Origin of the sequence: Fuerstiella marisgermanici, from assembly GCF_001983935.1 — a bacterium.
GTDB lineage: Bacteria > Planctomycetota > Planctomycetia > Planctomycetales > Planctomycetaceae > Fuerstiella > Fuerstiella marisgermanici.
Window position 1 is genome coordinate 6186202 of the sequence record NZ_CP017641.1, and the last position, 16091, is coordinate 6202292.

A 16091-nucleotide genomic window follows, 5' to 3' on the forward strand; every position below is an offset into this window, starting at 1 on the left:
CGCCTGATTGCGGATAACCAACCTGGAATCGCTTGGCCGCCTATTGACTTAGGCTCTATGGTCGACGCTAATTTGGTGAGTTCAACGCTGTTGATCTGGTCCCGTTTTTTGAGCGGCATTGCACCAAATAAATCCTTGTGGAATTGGGAGCGAGGTGCGTGGCCGGGGTTGGAGCGAGGAACGAGTGAACCCCCGGGGCTTCCTTCGCTTCGCTCAGTCCAACCAAGGCCACCCGCCGTTTTGTGAGCGGCAATGCACGAGCATCGATGATCTCACAAAAAAGTCGGACCACCAAAAGGTTCCCCTTGTCGCTGAAGAATTCAACATGCTGTCAGATCGGAGTATCTGAATGCTGATTCGCCGCCTCTCGGTTTTCGCCGTAATGTGCATCGCGTGGTGCGCGGCTGGCGGAGCCGTTCAGGCCGACTTGATGGTGCGTGGATTCGACGCGAACCTGCACAACCGCTTTGCCAACCACCCGGACTTCATCGGAATTTCACATGACTGGTCCGGCGTGGGACGCAACTCACAATGGGCCACGATGATCAGTGACTCATTTTTTCTATCGGCAACCCACTCTCATCCCGGCAACGGCACGAACGTCACGTTCTTTCATTCGAACGACCCGGCAGGTGCCAGCGAATCTCATGCGGTGGCCGAAGGTTGGGGGATTGGCACGTCTGATCTTTGGCTGGGCCGCCTGGCCACCAGCGTGAGTACGTCCGTGGCGAAGTATGCCATTGCGGACGTGTCACCAGCAGCGGCTGAGTCTCTGGATTTCCTGACGTTCGGGTTAGCAAGTGGATTTGCGCCAGCCGCTCGACAGCGAGTGGGGCGAAACGAAGTTGACCTGGTGCTTCCAGCGTTCAGCGATCCAGCGTTGGCCGGCGCCGGCGACGTGTTCATCTACGACTACGATCTGACAGGCGGCGTGGGCGACGACGAAGCTCGCGTCGCGGGTGGCGACTCGGGTGCTCCCACGTTCTTTCTTTCGGATTCCGGACCGGCGATTCTTGGCATTCACTGGTTTCTATACACCGAAGATGATCTGGACGGTGGCTCCGGATCCGGCGACACGTTTGTGCCATCCTATATCGATGCCCTGAACGCGAGAATGGCTCCGTTCGGAGAGAGCCTCACCATCGTTTCAGTGCCGGAACCATCGTCGGTTGTGCTGTACGGCCTCGCACTGGGGTTCGTCATTATCCGCCACCGGCGACGCGTTCATTTGAACTGACCGGCGCCCCTGAGCTCACGTGCAAACTGTACGATTGCTGTCCGAGTACATCCTTGCGCAATCGCGACCATGTAAGGCCCACAGTGCGGAATCTCGCACCGTGGTGCTGCTTGGCATTCGACGCTGTCAGTCTGCCTGAGGCTCTTCCAGGTAAGTGTATCCGGTCAGCGCCTCTTCATAGAACTTCACGAATCGGCCCGCCTCAGCATGATCAATCAAGCCATCACGGACAGCCGTTTCAACCGCCAGTTGCAGACGATGGATGAGGTCGCGATCGCTGTATTGCACGTACTCCAGAACTTCACTTACTGACTCGCCCTTCAAAATGGCATCCAGGATCACCTCGCCGGATTCCGTCAGGTCCACGTGAACCGCGTTGGTATCGCCAAACAGATTGTGCAGATCTCCCAGGATTTCCTGGTACGCCCCAATCAGGAACGCTCCCAGATAATACGGCGAACCATCGAATTCGTGCAGCAGCAACGTGTTGCGGATGTCGCGGCGGTCGATGAACTGATCGATTTTGCCGTCGCTGTCGCAGGTGATATCGCTTAGTACAGCGTGACGTTTGGGTTGCTCGTTCAAGCGATGAATTGGCATCACGGGAAACAGTTGCTTGATGGCCCACGAATCCGGCATCGATTGAAACAACGAAAAGTTGCAGAAGTAATTGTCAGACAACATCCGGTCCAGCTTCTGCAATTCTTCCGGCACGTATTCAAGACTGGAAACCAGCGTCCAGATGCGGTGGCAGATCGCAAAGTACAGACTTTCCGCCAGACACCGCTGCTCCAATGGAAGGTGGCCCGTGGCGAACAGCGTCATCGCGTCGTCGATCGCCTGTTGCGCGTCGTGGTAACTTTCCAGTGTATTGCGAGCCGTAATCGAACTGTACGCCTGATACAAATCCTTTAGCGGCTGCGGCGCATCTTCCGGCGGCTGCAGGTCTGCAACCGGTTCTTCGCGGCCTTGAGTTGACACGCCCAGCACGCCGAAAATCAGCACGCTGTGAAACGCCGAGATCGCTCGACCGCTTTCCGAAATGATATTCGGATGGGGCACTCCTGCATCGTCGCACACGCTTTGGATGTGATACACAACATCGCGAGCGTATTCTTCGATCGTGTAGTTCATGCTCGATTCGAAGTTCGTCTGCGAACCGTCGTAGTCGACTCCCAAGCCACCCCCAACGTCCAGATACTTAAGCCCGGCACCTCGGTGCACAAGATCTGAGTACACGCGCGTGGCTTCGTTTAACGCCGACTTTACCTGCCGGATATTGGTGATCTGACTGCCCAGATGAAAGTGCAGCAAGTGCAGGCAGTCTTCCATCCCGCGCGACTTAAGCTCATCCAGCCCGGTCAGGATTTCGTTGACTCGCAGGCCGAACTTCGACCGATAGCCGCCGGACGATTGCCAGCGACCCGCTCCGCGCGCCGCCAGTTTGACTCGCATGCCGATCGCCGGACGCACGCCGATCTTCTCGGCACACTTCAGGATCATCTCCAGCTCTGTGTACTTTTCGACGACGGGAATCACGTGGCGGCCGACCTTTTGAGCCAGCAGGGCCATTTCAATGAACTCCTGATCCTTAAATCCGTTGCAGATAATCGGTGTCTTGGCATCCGTCATCGCGACGACGGCCAGTAATTCCGGCTTGCTGCCAGCTTCCAGCCCGAACCCGAGTTCGCGCCCGTATTCGACAACTTTCTCAACCACTTCACGCTGCTGATTAACCTTGATCGGATAAACGCACGCGTAATTCCCACCGTAGTTATGTTCATTGATGGCACTGGCGAAGGCATCGTGCAACACCTTCAGACGATCTTTGATGATGCCGTTAAAACGCAACAGCACGGGCGCATCAAGGCCGCGCACCTGAATGCGATCGACCAGCTCTTTCAGGTCGACGGAACGCTGCGGGTCGCGATCCGGATGCACCAGCAGGTTGCCGTTGTCCGCGACGGAAAAATAGCCGTTGCCCCACCGAGAGACGTCAAACATTTCGGAAGCGTCTGCGGCACTCCAGGTGGATGGTCCGGGTTCAATCATTGTTGGCTACTTGATGGAGGCCGAAAGGGTGGACGGAAAAAAAGCCAGGCCCGCAATGTCGGTTGCGGACCTGGCTAAAGCACAACTACTTAGTTGGTTCAGGCCGTCTTCGCATGGCGATTCATCAGCCACACCAGAACCGGGCTGGCGACGTAAATCGAACTGTACGTACCAACGATGACGCCCAAAGTCAGACAGAAGGCGAAGCCATGAATGCCTTCTCCACCGATCACGTACAGAATGATGACCACTAAAAATGTGGTCAACGATGTCAGCAATGTACGAGACAGCGTCTGGTTTAGAGACGTGTTCACGATGTCTAAAGTCAGGTTCGGATTCTTACCACGAACTTCGCGAATACGGTCGAAGACCACAATCGTGTCGTTCAGTGAATAACCCACGATGGTCAGGAAGGCGGCCACCATCGGCAGGTTGATGCGGAAGTCATTCAACAGCAACGCCTGACCGATCGGATTACCGGAAACATAGGACGCCAGTGCCATCAGGCCCATCACGATCAGAACGTCGTGTACCAAAGCCACCACGGCGGCAAGTCCGAAAGTAATCTTCTGGAAGCGGAACCAAATGTAGGCCACGATTGCCAGCAGACTGATCACGATCGCCATCACAGCAGACGTTTTCATTTCACTCGCGACAGCACTGGCAAAAGTGTTCACTTCATCAAACAGCGGCCGGGTATCCAGATCAGCCTTGATACTCGACAAAGCAAGCTTGAAGTCCTCTTCTGAAACCTGCGGAGTCACGCGGACATTCACTTCGTCAAACTTCTGAACCTGCTGGCCGGAAGCGTCAACGCCAGAGCCCGCCGTCCCCTGGATGCCAACAAATTCTGCGGCATCGGGATATTTCGGAGCATCCGCGGTACCAATGGCTTCCAGAGCCTGCTGCACCTGATCGAAGATCGTGCCGACAGCGACTTCACGTGAGAACTTCATCGACGCCATGAGCCCACCGTCAAACTTCCGGTAGAGCAACGCTTCCGCTGACTCATCGCCTTCTTCGATCGCGTACGCCTGCGGATCAGAGTATTCCATGCTGACCATAAGCAGGTGCATGGATTCATTACCCTTGAACGCCTGGTACACCTTATCGCGAACGCGTTCTTCGGCGGATTCTTCTTCGCTTTTGTTCGCTTCAGAATCACTTTCGGTCGTGCGAAGTCGGAAATGCCGACTGCCGCTTTCAACGTCGTCGCCTGCCAACGTCAGCCGTTCAATCGTGAACGTGTTTTCAAACTGGTCCTGCAACGCCGCCTGGACCGCATCGACTTCAGCGGTTTCCTGCAACTGAAACGTCACCATCGTGCCGCCGGTGAAGTCGATATCGTAGTTACGGTCGCCTCTCGAGATGAATGCGGCCATGCCTCCGACGATCAGAACTGCCGAAAGGACGGCACAAGCACTGCGTTTGCCAAGGAAGTTGATATTCGTGTTACCGACCAGACTGAACATTTTGATCTGCTTCAACCAGCCCTGTCGTTCCGCCACATCAAAGATCGTTCGGCCAACGTACAACGCGGTGAACATGCTCACCACGATCCCGATAAACAGAGAAACAGCAAAACCCTTCACTGTGTCAGTACCAATCGCGTACAGGATCGCGGCTGTGATCAAGGTCGTAACGTTCGCGTCGATAATCGTGCTGAACGCTTTACCAAAGCCATTCTGAATCGACATTCTCAGGCTGGAACCTCGATTCGTTTCTTCACGAATACGTTCAAAGATCAGCACGTTTGCGTCCACTGCCATACCAATGGTCAGCACAAGCCCGGCCAAACCAGGCAATGTAAATGTCGCATTGATCGCCATCATCATTGTCAGCACCAGCACCATGTTCAGCACGAGGCAGATCACAGCGACAACACCGGCAAAGCGGTAATAGAGCAGCATGAACAGTACGACCACACTCGCCGCCACAACGATGGCCTGCACGCCCTTTTTGCGGACGTCTTCACCCAGCGTCGGGTCGATTGTGGCTTCGCTCAACGGCTTTTTGTTGATCGGCACTTCAAGAGCACCGGCATTCAAGACGCCCGTCAACTCACGAACTTCTTCGGCAGTAAAATCGCCGCTGATCTGTCCCTGGTCGCTGATCACATCGTTGATGTCTGGTGCACTGTAAAGCTGTCCGTCCAGTAAAATGCCGAGACCGCGTTTCGGCTTGCCTGGCTGCGGCTGAAACCGACTGGTCAACTGACCAAACAGAAACGCTCCGCGCGCATCGAATTGAAAGTTGACGATCTGAGTACCGTCGCGAGGATCGATGCCGCCGCTGGCGTTTTTCAGGTACTTGCCGCTGACACGTTGTTCAGGTGGATCAACCAGAACCAGATACTCACGAGTCGTATAGCGTTCTGTTTCGCCGTCTACGATCCGCGTTCGTTCAACCTCGCGGGAAACGGTATCGGTTCGTTCCAGAAACTGTGGCTCGCCCTCCTTTTCGTAGGCCGGCACCCACATCGCATAGATTTCTTTTGAATCGTTGCCTTCTTCGTCGGTCAACGTTCGGACGAGCGTCTTTTCTGTCGGATCAAGCTCCCGCGCCTGCCGCACGAGGGCGGCGTCGTCCACCGATTCGTTCACGGTGATAAAGAACTCCAGACTTCCAAGCTTCACGATGCGCCGCTTGATTTCGGCGACGGTCTCCGCGTCTTTACCGGGCACGATCACTTCGATGCGGTCACGTCCGACGGGAATTACAGTGATTTCTGATGTACCGCTGGGGTCGATTCGCTTTTTGACGGCGGTGACCATCTTGTCCATAATCTCAGACGTGATCGGCTTCTCTTCGTCCTCTTCCACCTGGAACAGAATGTTGGTACCGCCGGCAAGGTCAGTACCCAGCCGAAGGCCTTCGCCGAGGCTTTCGCCGTTGGCCATACGGACGAGGAAAGGCATCACGCCGATGGCTAAGGCAGCAAGACACACTCCGAAGCGGAGTGCCCAGTCTGTCATCTTCAGCGATTTGGCAAGGAAAGCGCCCAGCACAAACGAGCCGATCAGGCCAATCACGAAGATGGCGAACGCTGTTCCGCCGCCAACCGCTGCTGCATCAGCGACAGCCGCCGCACCATTGGCAGCGGCGTCTGCGTTTTCTGCAACGGCTTCAACGGCTGCGTCGCCATCCTGGACAACCAGCGTGAGCACTGCTGTCAACGTTTCGAGCATCAGAAGGGGTTCCTGAACAATTCCGGCCGTCACTATTGTCTCGCGACGGCCACTAATTTGGGGGAGAAGGAAACAATGACCCAACAGCGGTCATTGAGTGAAGCTCAACCTATTTGCTGTTCCCGTTTGCCGAATCGGGTTCGGCTTTCTCGTCGTACGGGCCTTGAATACTGCTGCGAGTGAACTTGATTCGCGTTCCATCGTCGACTCTCAGAGTAATTCGCTGACCGTCATTGGAAAGATCGACGATCGTCCCGATGATGCCGCCGATCGTCAGCACTTTGTCGTTCTTCTTTAAAGCCGACAGTATGTCTTTGCGTTTCTGTGCTTCGCGCTGCTGAGGTCGCATCACGATAAAGTAGAACAGAATCGCAAACATGATCAGCATTGGTGCCATCTGCACCAGCGGATTCACTTCCGCCGCACCGGGCTGCGCACCGCCACCACCCGCCGGCGCACCGGCGTCCTGGGCGAACGTTAGAAAGTCGATGACGACAAATTTAAGGTCAAATACACTCACAAGGGCATTTCTCTGTGGCGGCAAAAACGCGGTATACTAGGACTGTGCCTGCCAGCGAGCAAGCTGATTGGCACGGAACTGAGCCACAGTGCCGCTGTTTACTGCATTTCGGAGGTCTCGCACCAGCTTCTGGTAAAATGCAATGTTGTGGAGAGATAGCAAAATGCCCCCCAGCATCTCCTTCGCTATGAACAAGTGCCGCAAATACGCTCGTGAATACCGCGTACATGCCGTGCAGTCGCATTCCGGGTCCAGAGGCCGCTCATCCCGCTGGTGGACAGCGTTCCTCAGCCGCACTGGACCGTCACTCGTGAACGCCATGGCATTGCGTCCGTTTCGAGTAGGCAGCACGCAGTCGAACAGGTCAATTCCGCGGTAAACCGCTTCCAGAATGTCTTCCGGCCGGCCCACACCCATCAAATAACGAGGTTTTTCGACCGGTAAATGCGGCACCGTGAAGTCCAGGGTGCGATACATGTCCACCGGCGCTTCTCCGACGCTTAGCCCACCGACGGCATAGCCCGGGAACCCCAGCGGCACCAAACCCTCGGCCGATCGAGTCCGCATTTCTTCGCTGATGCCACCCTGTACGATGCCGAACAAAGCCTGATCGTCGCGCACCTGAGCGTCCCGGCACCGCTTCGCCCACAGAGTCGTGCGGTCGACGGCCGCTTTAATTTTCTCCGGCACGTCGTTAGCGGGTGGACATTCATCAAGGCACATAATGCAGTCTGCACCGAGGTCTTCCTGAATCTTGACCGCTTTTTCCGGCGACAATTCCAGCAAACTGCCGTCGATATGGGACCGGAAGACAGCTTTTTCGTCAGTGAGCTTTCTCAGCCCGGCCAAACTGAACACCTGAAACCCACCGCTGTCCGTCAGGATTGGGCCTTCCCAGTCCATGAACTTATGCAGGCCACCCATCTCCTTCACGATGTCACTGCCCGGACGCAGCGCGAGGTGATAGGTGTTCGACAGCACCATCTGAGCTCCGGTTGCCTTCAACTGTTCAGGCAACAGCCCCTTGACGGTCGCCAGCGTGCCGACTGGCATAAAAGCGGGCGTATCGACAACCCCGTGCGGCGTCTCCCACCGCCCCGCGCGAGCGGCGGTTTCGGTATCAGTGGCGTCCAAATGGAAGGCAAAGTGTGTCATGTTTACTCAATCGCGGCTTCCCACCGCAGCTTCTTATTCCGTAGTACTTCAACCGCCTGAAGTGATTTATGTTTGTCAGCGGCCTTGTCGCCAGCCACTGCTCCGGCCAACCAGGACTCGCCTGAACGCGGCTGAGACTTCTCTTATTCGAACGCGGATGTTCTTCGAGTCTCGCCCTAACTGCTGCTCGGGGCCATCACGATCAGCGACTTCCCGGCCCGATTCGGCTGTTCGACCGCTTGAACGGCTTCCCGCACCTGATCGAGCGAGAACCGGTCGGCGATCTCCGACGCCAACACGCCATCATTGATAAGCTGCGTGATGCGGCGAACCAGTTTCAGTTTGAACAGCAGCCCCTTCGATTCCATAAAGTTGCCCAACCAAAACCCTTCGACCTTCACGTTGTTCGTCATCAACGTGCGAGGTGAAATCTGAATGGGCTGTTCGCTCAACGTCCCGAAGACCAGCATTCTGGCAGAATGAGACAGGCATTGCAGCACCGCCGACCCCGTGTTGCCGCCCACCGGATCGATCGCGTGTTGCAACGGATCGTCACCAAGGACCTGGCGAACGGCCGCACGAAAGTCTTCCTGCGTACCGCGAGCAGCATCGAACACCACGACAGCCGTGGCTCCTGCCGCTTCCAGCTCACTGGCCTGATCCGGGTTGCGAACAACATTTAACGTGCGAAATCCGAGCGACTTACCAAGCCGAATAACCATCCGCCCCAGCGATGAGCCGGCAGCCGTTTGCAGCAGCCACGCGCCGGGCGGAACCTTCAGTACTTCCTGAGTCATAATCCACGCCGTCGCCGGGTTCACAAAAAACGTGGCCGCCTGCTCAAGGCTCAGCGACTTGCTTAGCGGGATCACCTGGTCTGCAGGCACGACAGCATATTCCGCCCAGTTTCCGCCCGATTTATTCAGCACAGCGACGCGCTTGCCCATAAACAGCTTCCCGCGCAGCCCGCCACCTGATTCTTCGACGACGCCCACACCTTCGAAACCCGGTATCTGCGGTAGAGCAGGCGTCACGCCGTACGTGCCGCGCACGAACATCAGGTCGGACGGGTTCAACGGACTCGCCAGCATCCGCACGCGCACTTCACCGTGCTTCGGCGATGAGACAGCTCGTTCACCAGTCTGCAGCACGTCGGCTGGTTCACCGACACTTTCAAATTGCACGCATTTCATTGGTTCGCTCAAGACAGGCCCGGCCAGGTAGGGAAGGGCAGTCTATCAGCGAAGCGGGAAGAAGAAATGAATGGCGGGCAGAAGGATTTCGAAATCGCGCATCACAGTTGCAATTCTGCAATCGCAGATCGTCTTCATCCGCGCGGATGGCACTTCTCGTGCACGCTCTTCAATCGACTGTGATCGACATGCGTGTAAATCTGAGTCGTCCGGATACTCGCGTGCCCCAGCATTTCCTGCAGGGCTCGAATGTCTGCCCCGCCCGCCAGCAGATGAGTTCCGAAACTGTGCCGTAATGTGTGAGGCCCGATGTCTTTGCCGCAGCCAATGCGAGCCGCATAGCGCTGGATCTGTTGCCACACGGTCTCGCGATTCAACTGGCGACCACTGCGACTAACAAACAGCCAGCCTTCGTCGCGGTCGGTGTTGATGATCATGTCTGATCGTTCGAGGTTCAGGTAATTCGTAATCGCATCAATGGCCATCGGCGTGAGCGACACCATCCGCTGCTTGTTGCCCTTTCCGGTGACGCGAGCGTACCGTTCTTCCATGTTGACGTCCGCCATTTTCAGCGCCGTCATCTCCGAAACTCGGCAGCCGGTGGCGTACAAAAAAGCGAGCATCGCTTTGTCTCGCCGAGCGTACCGATCAACCGACCCTTGCGGCGCAGCCAGCAGCTGGTTGACCATGTCAGGGCTCAACACCTGAGGCAGCTTCTGCCACAGCTTGGGCGAACTGATCAGGTCGACGCTGCTTTCGGTGAGTACCGATTCCAGCATCAGATAGCGAAAGAACATCCGGATAGCCGCCAGATTGCGCGCGACGCTGGTGCTGGCGAGTCCGCTGTTTTGCAGGAACTCCAGAAACGAAGTCAACGTTTCGATGTCCACCTGGTGGACAGTCTTACGTGCGTTGTCTTTGTTCCAGGCGAAGAACTTGTTGAGGTCTCGTCGATACGCGGCGACCGTGTTTGCCGACATGCCGCATTCGGCTTCAAGGTACGAAACGAAACCCGGCAGCCATGTCGAAGGATCCTGAAATCCGCCGCCGTCAAATCGACTACCCGCTGGTGGTTTCTTTCGCTTCGCCATGCGGTGACTCAGTTCGTGCCGTTCAAACGAAAATCGCCGTCACCGTTCAGAGGGGGTTGAACGGGGACGGCGACTGTGAAACCGTCTTGCAACGGTGTTCGGACCTCAATTTTGGAGAAGGCCAGGGATCAATGATCCGCCTTCAGGAATTTCATCGGCGTCCGACACCTCAATCATCCGCCATTCAGCTTATGCCGTGGCAAGAAAACTTGCGAAGAATCACGGTCGGCGGACTAATCCGCAGAAGTCGTTGAACCTGTCTCCGTGCCAGACGGCACAGCCGGCTTCGCTCGAAAAATCAGACTCAACACAACGATCGCTCCCAACGCCCCAAAACCCACGATCTGCTTCGTGGAATCGTTTTGATAGATGGAAACCACGGAGACTGTCACCGAGAAACACAACGCCAGAATCATAAGGACGTTCCACTTCACTCGGTTTGCGCCGGTCGGCATATTGTCGCCCAGCAGCCGTTTCGAATTCATCATGCAGAAGAACGTGACGTACGCGATTGGCAGCAACGCCGCGCCAAACATTGATGTCGGCACCACCAGCCACGCCTTCGCGCCGCCGGTCCAAAGGAACAATGAACCGAACGCACCGCTGAGTCCTGCCAGCAAACAGCCAACTCGGAACGTGTTGCTGGTTGGCTCGTGACCCACCGCTTCACACAAAGCGAAGCCGTTGATCAACATTAAAATCACGATTGTCGAAACCGCCATCGCCAGAACGCCGATTCCAAAGATGACGTGAGCCGTTGTTTTGCCGCTGAGGTTTTCCAGAGCGGCCGCTAACTGGTGGTTGTCTCGTTTGACGAGAATTGCCGCCATCCTGCGGTCTGATTCCGGCAGGTTATCGCGAGCAGCCGCCAACGCATCGGCGTTCTCTTCGCCACTGTACTTCGCGGCGAATTCGTCCTTGCCGATTTCTTCAATCAGGCGTTGATCCAGCAACCCGTTGACGCCATTACGAATTCCGCCAGCCACTTCAATGGGCTCACCGTCTGCGTTAACGGTATTCAGAATGCCAGGTTCCGGCCGTCCATGAAACTGCGACGCAGACGCGATAACGACACAGCTTGTGGCGAGCAGAAAGGGAATAAACAGGCCGGTGCTAAGGTCGAAAATAGCCAGTCCGCGGAAGTCGCGATCCCACTTCTTGCGGAGCAGCGAATATGGCATCAGGAAGGTCATGTTAATGCCGACCGCCGTTGCCGTGGCTGTCACCATCGTGGCAACTTGAGGGTTGAACACCTGAGCTCGCCAGAAGTCGGCAAAGTCGCCTGTTGCAGCGATTGATGGTTCCAGCGTCGAGGAAACACTCAGCAACTTGGTGTTCGGTATAAAGCCTGCCAGAATCTCGCTCCAGGGTAGTCCTTCGGCACTAAACGTCATGCGAACGACCACAGCGAAGAACGAGATCACGACAACGCCCACCAGGATCTTCAGCAGGATCTCAAATATCTTGACGCCTTTGTTGCCGCTGTTGTACGACCACACAACCATGGTGGCCAGAATGAACAGCAACGCGACGGCAAGGTGTTCGTTCATCCCTGGAAAAAGATTCTGCGTGAGCGCTCCGGTGCCCAGCGAAAACTGAGGCATGCACCACACCATGTTGGCCATCATGGTGGCGATCAACCACGACCAACCCAGCACCGGGCTGATCTCATTATTGATCGCTTCAAAAGGACGCCGTCCTGTGGAAAGCGTCACGTAGGAAATCGCCGCCAACATCACGATGCCCAGAAGCATCGCGAGCGGCTGCAGCCACATCGTGCCGTACCCGAGCAACACTCCCAGATAAAGACTTCCACCGAGACTTCCGCCGCCCAACGTAATCGCGCTTTGCAACCAGCCGGGACCGGACAGCTTTGTATAGGCTCCCAACGTCGCCAACGGCCCTCTACCGCGAGCTTCGTTAATTAGCGAGCGTTCCTGTTCGAGTCGATTCTCGCCGTCGGACATTCAGAACTTCTCCGTGGTGTGATCATCTGTTTTTGTATGTAAAAAATGTGCCAACGCGCCGTCGGCGAAGGCGACCAAACTACCGATCAAATGCCCCATTCGCAAGCATTGCTCGCACAAGCAGAAGGCCCCATAGGCCAGCAACAGGCAAACTCAACAAAAAACGAGCCAATGCACAGACCCGATCGGTTTGGCTCGAGTTCGACGTCGGCACGTCGGCAACATGTTTTCCCGTCTGCGGACGCGATGGAACGGCGGTGATAAGCAGCGTGCAACGCGGATCACCTGCAGCCGCCAGGCTTCTCATTCCGAACAACCAGCCTCATCCTCATAATCCGTACGGTGACTTATTGAAACAGCGGCTGGTCGCGGAGGCATTTGCGTGGATGCCGGACCCGCAACGTAACCTGCGGCAGAGACCCGTTCCAGGGGAATCCATTCATCAGCCCCCGATAAGCCCAGACCATGAAACCGGTTCGCGACCTGTTGAAGCACTCATCGATCTACATGATCGGTCAGATCCTTACGCGCATGGCGTCGGTGCTGTTGCTGCCGTTTTACACGCACGTGCTGTCGCCAGCCGACTACGGCATCACGGCGATTCTGGATTTGACGGCCGCCATCCTGTCGACGTTTATCGCCGGCGGAATGGTCAGCGCGGTGACTCGACACCACTTTGATGGCGATGACGAAAAGCACCACGACCGCGTCTGGTGGACGGGTCTGACCATGGTGGCCACAGTCTGCACAATCATCAGCCTGACGATGTACATGGGACGTCAGGTTCTGGCCGATGTGACGCTGGGCCCCGAGGTCGCCAACGGAGCGTGGTTTTATACGCTCAGCATTCTGACGCTGTGGTTCACGGTCATCGGAATGATCATCGATGCATATCTGCGAGCTCTAAAGTGGTCCGGCGTATTCGTTGCCATTTCACTGGGACGATTGCTGTTCAATGTAGGCATCAATGTTTACATGCTGGTTGTCCTGAAGCTGGGTGTGGAAGGATTGCTGATCGGCAATTTAACCGCAACGATCGTTCATACGGCCGTTCTTGGAATGGTCTTTATTAAGTCTCGCGGCCGTTACGTGCTTGATAAAGTGATTGGCCAGCAGATGTTCCATTTTGCCGCACCGCTGGTCTTCACGGCGATTGCCAGCATGGCAATGCACGAAGCAGACCGATACTTTCTGCGGATCTGGGAAAGCATGGACGAGGTCGGCATCTATTCGCTGGCCCACAAAATCGGATTTGCCGTCAACACACTGTGTCTGCTGCCGTTCATTTCCATCTGGCACGTGGCAATCTACGACATCGAACGCATGCCAAACGCCAGTGAAGTCTTTGCGAAGTTCTTTGGTTGGTTCACCTCTGGCATGGGCATTCTGCTGCTGGGAGCTGCTTTAACTGTACATCCAGTTTTGCCATGGCTGACACCGGACGCCTACGGTGAAGCGATCGATCTGATCTCTGTTGTACTGCTGGGCTTCTTTGTGTTCGGGTTGAGCTTCATGTTTGAAGTTCCTTCGCTGCTGACCCGGAAGACTCGGCTAATGCTGCCAGGCTCTGTCGCCGGACTGGTCGTCAACGTTGCCGCGAACATGGCGCTGATTCCGATTATGGGATCCTGGGGAGCCGCCTGGGCAGGTGTGCTGACCTATCTTGTTTATTCATTCTGTATCCTGTTCGCGTGTCGCACAGTCATGAAGATCGAATACCCATGGCTAAAGTCAGCTGCCACGTCGGCCGCGTTTTGCGGCACATACGTCGGCCTGCGATACGCCTGCTTCCCCCACATGAACGCATGGCAACAGATCGGCGTTTCTGTCGCGGTGTGTGCATTCTGGGCCGTGGTGCTGTTTGGCAGGGTTGGCCTGGACCTGGCGATGGAACGATTGGCGAAGGCTAAGTCTTCGGAAGTCGACGCAGCAGAAACCAAAGATTTCAAACCTGAAGCCGCCACACCGGAACTGGTGGAAGCATGAAGGCGTGCGTAAAGAACATTCTGCGAGCCATCTGCGCTGTGGTTGTGTCGCCGACTGTGCTGCTGTATCGCCTGCAGGCGGGAATGATCGGAACTGACAACGCGTTTCCTGGTTGGTCTCAATTGTTCAGCCTGATTCCCGGCAGGACGGGCGTCTATCTTAGGCACGCGTTCTATCGTTGCAGTCTGCGACGGTGCGACGACGATTCCTGCGTTTCCTTCGGCACGATCTTCTCACACCCAAACGCTTCTATCGGAAGAACGGCGTACATTGGCAACTACTGTTCAATTGGCGATGTCGAAATCGCAGAAGACGTGCTGATTGCGTCGCACGTATCGATCATGAACGGTTGCCGTCAGCACGGCCTGGAGCGTCTGGATGTGCCGGTGCGGGAACAAGTGGGCCACTACGAAAATGTGACCATCGGTCGCGATACGTGGATTGGCGAGCGAGCCACCATTGCCGCCAGTGTCGGAAAGCACTGTGTGGTGGGAGCGGGTTCATTAGTGCTGACGCCACTACCCGACTATTCGGTGGCCGTCGGAGTTCCCGCTAAGATCATTCGCGATCGACGGGAACTGGCGAGTGATGCTGATCAAAGTCACGCCACACCATGTGTTGCGCAGACGGCAGAATCCGCACTCTAGCATTGAGTTGCCTGGCAGATCATGTGCTGGAAATTAAGCCTTCCACATCGTCATCTTGTCCCACTGGAACACGCACACACGCTTCATGCGAGTCTTGATGAGTTCGTATGCCTCATCGGCTGATAGCTCCGGCGAATCGCCAATCAGCTTGCGTAACAGAGCATCAACCACCTGACAGTCTCGCACAATGTTCGGATCATTCGCCGCGTCTGCGGTGGGCACGACAAGAGAGCCATACAGTGTTGTGGGTCGATCAGAGTTCATGAGTCGCATTTTCAAAGCTGACTGTTTGAGGCATGAAGGCTTGAGGGTGATGAGCGAAGCAGGCCCCCTGCAAACAGGGGATCACGAGGACCGGAGCACGCAGTGACATCGAGATGCAGAATCCGTCCGAGCCTCATTGTCAAGACCTACGCCCCGCAACAAGCACCCTCAAGCCACCAAGGTGAAAGACCCCTTGGCATGGAGTCATTATGGCGTGCTCCACCCGACTCACCAGGAGCGGGGTCCGCATTCCGCTGCGGCTTTCCGCAGTCACTCTTCCGTCGAGTCGGGCTTCTGCACCGAACTGACAATCGACTTCAGGAGATCTCCGATGCGGTTGTTGTCTGTCCCTTTGACAATCACCGGAATTCCGCCAAGTTCTTCTGCCGCATTGCGAACTCGCGAGTCGCTGCGGCCGGTGTGAATGATCGCGGGCGTAGAATAGCCGCGAGCACGCAGCTGTGTGAGCAGTTCAATTCCATCCATTTCCGGCAGGTCGATGTCGACAATCAGGATGTCGCAGTTGCTCCCGTCCCAAAGCCGTAGAAGCGCTTCGGCGGAGTCAAACGTGTGGCATACGTGCCCCGAAGCCTGCACAATTGCTTCCAGCGAATCACACACGTCCAAATCATCTTCCACAACTACGACAATGGCTTGAGTTCCCGACATAAGAGCAAACTGAGCTTTTTTGCAGACACGACGAACGCAACAGAAGGCGAATCCTAGAACAGGTCGCGCCAGCATTCCCTTTCTATCGAAGCGCCGCCACGTCACAATGTGGAAACCCGCAG

At 56.1% G+C, this 16091-nt stretch carries 12 protein-coding genes; 3 read left to right on the plus strand and 9 right to left on the minus strand.

The genetic code is table 11. The annotated features are described in order from the left end of the window. Positions 1 to 349: 349 nt before the first annotated feature. Positions 350 to 1237 carry a PEP-CTERM sorting domain-containing protein gene (locus Fuma_RS23210; RefSeq protein ID WP_077026218.1) on the plus strand — a complete coding sequence of 296 codons (888 nt, stop codon included), beginning with the start codon at positions 350 to 352 and terminating at the stop codon, positions 1235 to 1237. A gap of 126 nt (positions 1238 to 1363) precedes the next feature. Here the strand turns inward: Fuma_RS23210 and speA are convergent, their stop codons facing one another. The 7 genes from speA to Fuma_RS23250 all read right to left on the minus strand — a co-directional run bounded on the left by speA (position 1364) and on the right by Fuma_RS23250 (position 12403). Next, positions 1364 to 3289 carry a biosynthetic arginine decarboxylase gene (gene speA / locus Fuma_RS23215; RefSeq protein ID WP_077026219.1) on the minus strand — a complete coding sequence of 642 codons (1926 nt, stop codon included), beginning with the start codon at positions 3287 to 3289 and terminating at the stop codon, positions 1364 to 1366. 98 nt (positions 3290 to 3387) lie between these two features. Further along, positions 3388 to 6477, minus strand: a complete 3090-nt coding sequence (gene secD, locus Fuma_RS23220) for a protein translocase subunit SecD (protein WP_083732620.1) — start codon at positions 6475 to 6477, stop codon at positions 3388 to 3390. A 109-nt stretch (positions 6478 to 6586) separates the two neighbouring features. Beyond that, positions 6587 to 6997 carry a preprotein translocase subunit YajC gene (yajC, locus tag Fuma_RS23225; protein ID WP_218922273.1) on the minus strand — a complete coding sequence of 137 codons (411 nt, stop codon included), beginning with the start codon at positions 6995 to 6997 and terminating at the stop codon, positions 6587 to 6589. 36 nt (positions 6998 to 7033) lie between these two features. After that, positions 7034 to 8152, minus strand: a complete 1119-nt coding sequence (gene tgt, locus Fuma_RS23230) for a tRNA guanosine(34) transglycosylase Tgt (protein ID WP_077026220.1) — start codon at positions 8150 to 8152, stop codon at positions 7034 to 7036. 176 nt (positions 8153 to 8328) lie between these two features. After that, positions 8329 to 9345: a zinc-dependent alcohol dehydrogenase family protein gene (locus tag Fuma_RS23235; RefSeq protein WP_077026221.1), complete on the minus strand. Its 1017-nt coding sequence runs from the start codon at positions 9343 to 9345 to the stop codon at positions 8329 to 8331. A 134-nt stretch (positions 9346 to 9479) separates the two neighbouring features. After that, entirely contained in the window at positions 9480 to 10436 is a 957-nt protein-coding gene (xerD, locus tag Fuma_RS23240) for a site-specific tyrosine recombinase XerD (protein ID WP_077026222.1), read from the minus strand. A gap of 233 nt (positions 10437 to 10669) precedes the next feature. Continuing rightward, positions 10670 to 12403: a divalent metal cation transporter gene (locus tag Fuma_RS23250; RefSeq protein ID WP_077026224.1), complete on the minus strand. Its 1734-nt coding sequence runs from the start codon at positions 12401 to 12403 to the stop codon at positions 10670 to 10672. A 465-nt stretch (positions 12404 to 12868) separates the two neighbouring features. Between Fuma_RS23250 and Fuma_RS23255 the strand changes: the two genes are divergently transcribed. Beyond that, entirely contained in the window at positions 12869 to 14389 is a 1521-nt protein-coding gene (locus Fuma_RS23255; RefSeq protein WP_077026225.1) for an oligosaccharide flippase family protein, read from the plus strand. Next, on the plus strand, positions 14386 to 15036 hold the full coding sequence (locus Fuma_RS23260; RefSeq protein ID WP_077026226.1) for an acyltransferase: 651 nt from the start codon (positions 14386 to 14388) through the stop codon (positions 15034 to 15036). The genes Fuma_RS23255 and Fuma_RS23260 overlap by 4 nt, the downstream gene beginning before the upstream one ends. A 33-nt stretch (positions 15037 to 15069) precedes the next feature. Here Fuma_RS23260 and Fuma_RS23265 read toward each other — a convergent pair whose 3' ends face one another. Further along, a complete protein-coding gene (locus Fuma_RS23265) occupies positions 15070 to 15300 on the minus strand; it encodes a hypothetical protein (protein ID WP_077026227.1) in 231 nt (76 codons plus the stop codon). Positions 15301 to 15570: 270 nt separating this feature from the next. Continuing rightward, a complete protein-coding gene (locus Fuma_RS23270) occupies positions 15571 to 15969 on the minus strand; it encodes a response regulator (protein ID WP_158521107.1) in 399 nt (132 codons plus the stop codon). Positions 15970 to 16091: the final 122 nt, after the last annotated feature.

What these genes read in the sequence shown, in the direction of transcription:
- Fuma_RS23210 (WP_077026218.1), top strand. Translation starts at nt 350, where the DNA reads ATGCTGATTCGCCGCCTCTCGGTTTTCGCCGTAATGTGCATCGCGTGG.
- speA (WP_077026219.1), bottom strand. Translation starts at nt 3,289, where the DNA reads ATGATTGAACCCGGACCATCCACCTGGAGTGCCGCAGACGCTTCCGAA.
- secD (WP_083732620.1), bottom strand. Translation starts at nt 6,477, where the DNA reads ATGCTCGAAACGTTGACAGCAGTGCTCACGCTGGTTGTCCAGGATGGC.
- tgt (WP_077026220.1), bottom strand. Translation starts at nt 8,152, where the DNA reads ATGACACACTTTGCCTTCCATTTGGACGCCACTGATACCGAAACCGCC.
- Fuma_RS23235 (WP_077026221.1), bottom strand. Translation starts at nt 9,345, where the DNA reads ATGAAATGCGTGCAATTTGAAAGTGTCGGTGAACCAGCCGACGTGCTG.
- xerD (WP_077026222.1), bottom strand. Translation starts at nt 10,436, where the DNA reads ATGGCGAAGCGAAAGAAACCACCAGCGGGTAGTCGATTTGACGGCGGC.
- Fuma_RS23250 (WP_077026224.1), bottom strand. Translation starts at nt 12,403, where the DNA reads ATGTCCGACGGCGAGAATCGACTCGAACAGGAACGCTCGCTAATTAAC.
- Fuma_RS23255 (WP_077026225.1), top strand. Translation starts at nt 12,869, where the DNA reads ATGAAACCGGTTCGCGACCTGTTGAAGCACTCATCGATCTACATGATC.
- Fuma_RS23260 (WP_077026226.1), top strand. Translation starts at nt 14,386, where the DNA reads ATGAAGGCGTGCGTAAAGAACATTCTGCGAGCCATCTGCGCTGTGGTT.
- Fuma_RS23265 (WP_077026227.1), bottom strand. Translation starts at nt 15,300, where the DNA reads ATGAACTCTGATCGACCCACAACACTGTATGGCTCTCTTGTCGTGCCC.
- Fuma_RS23270 (WP_158521107.1), bottom strand. Translation starts at nt 15,969, where the DNA reads ATGTCGGGAACTCAAGCCATTGTCGTAGTTGTGGAAGATGATTTGGAC.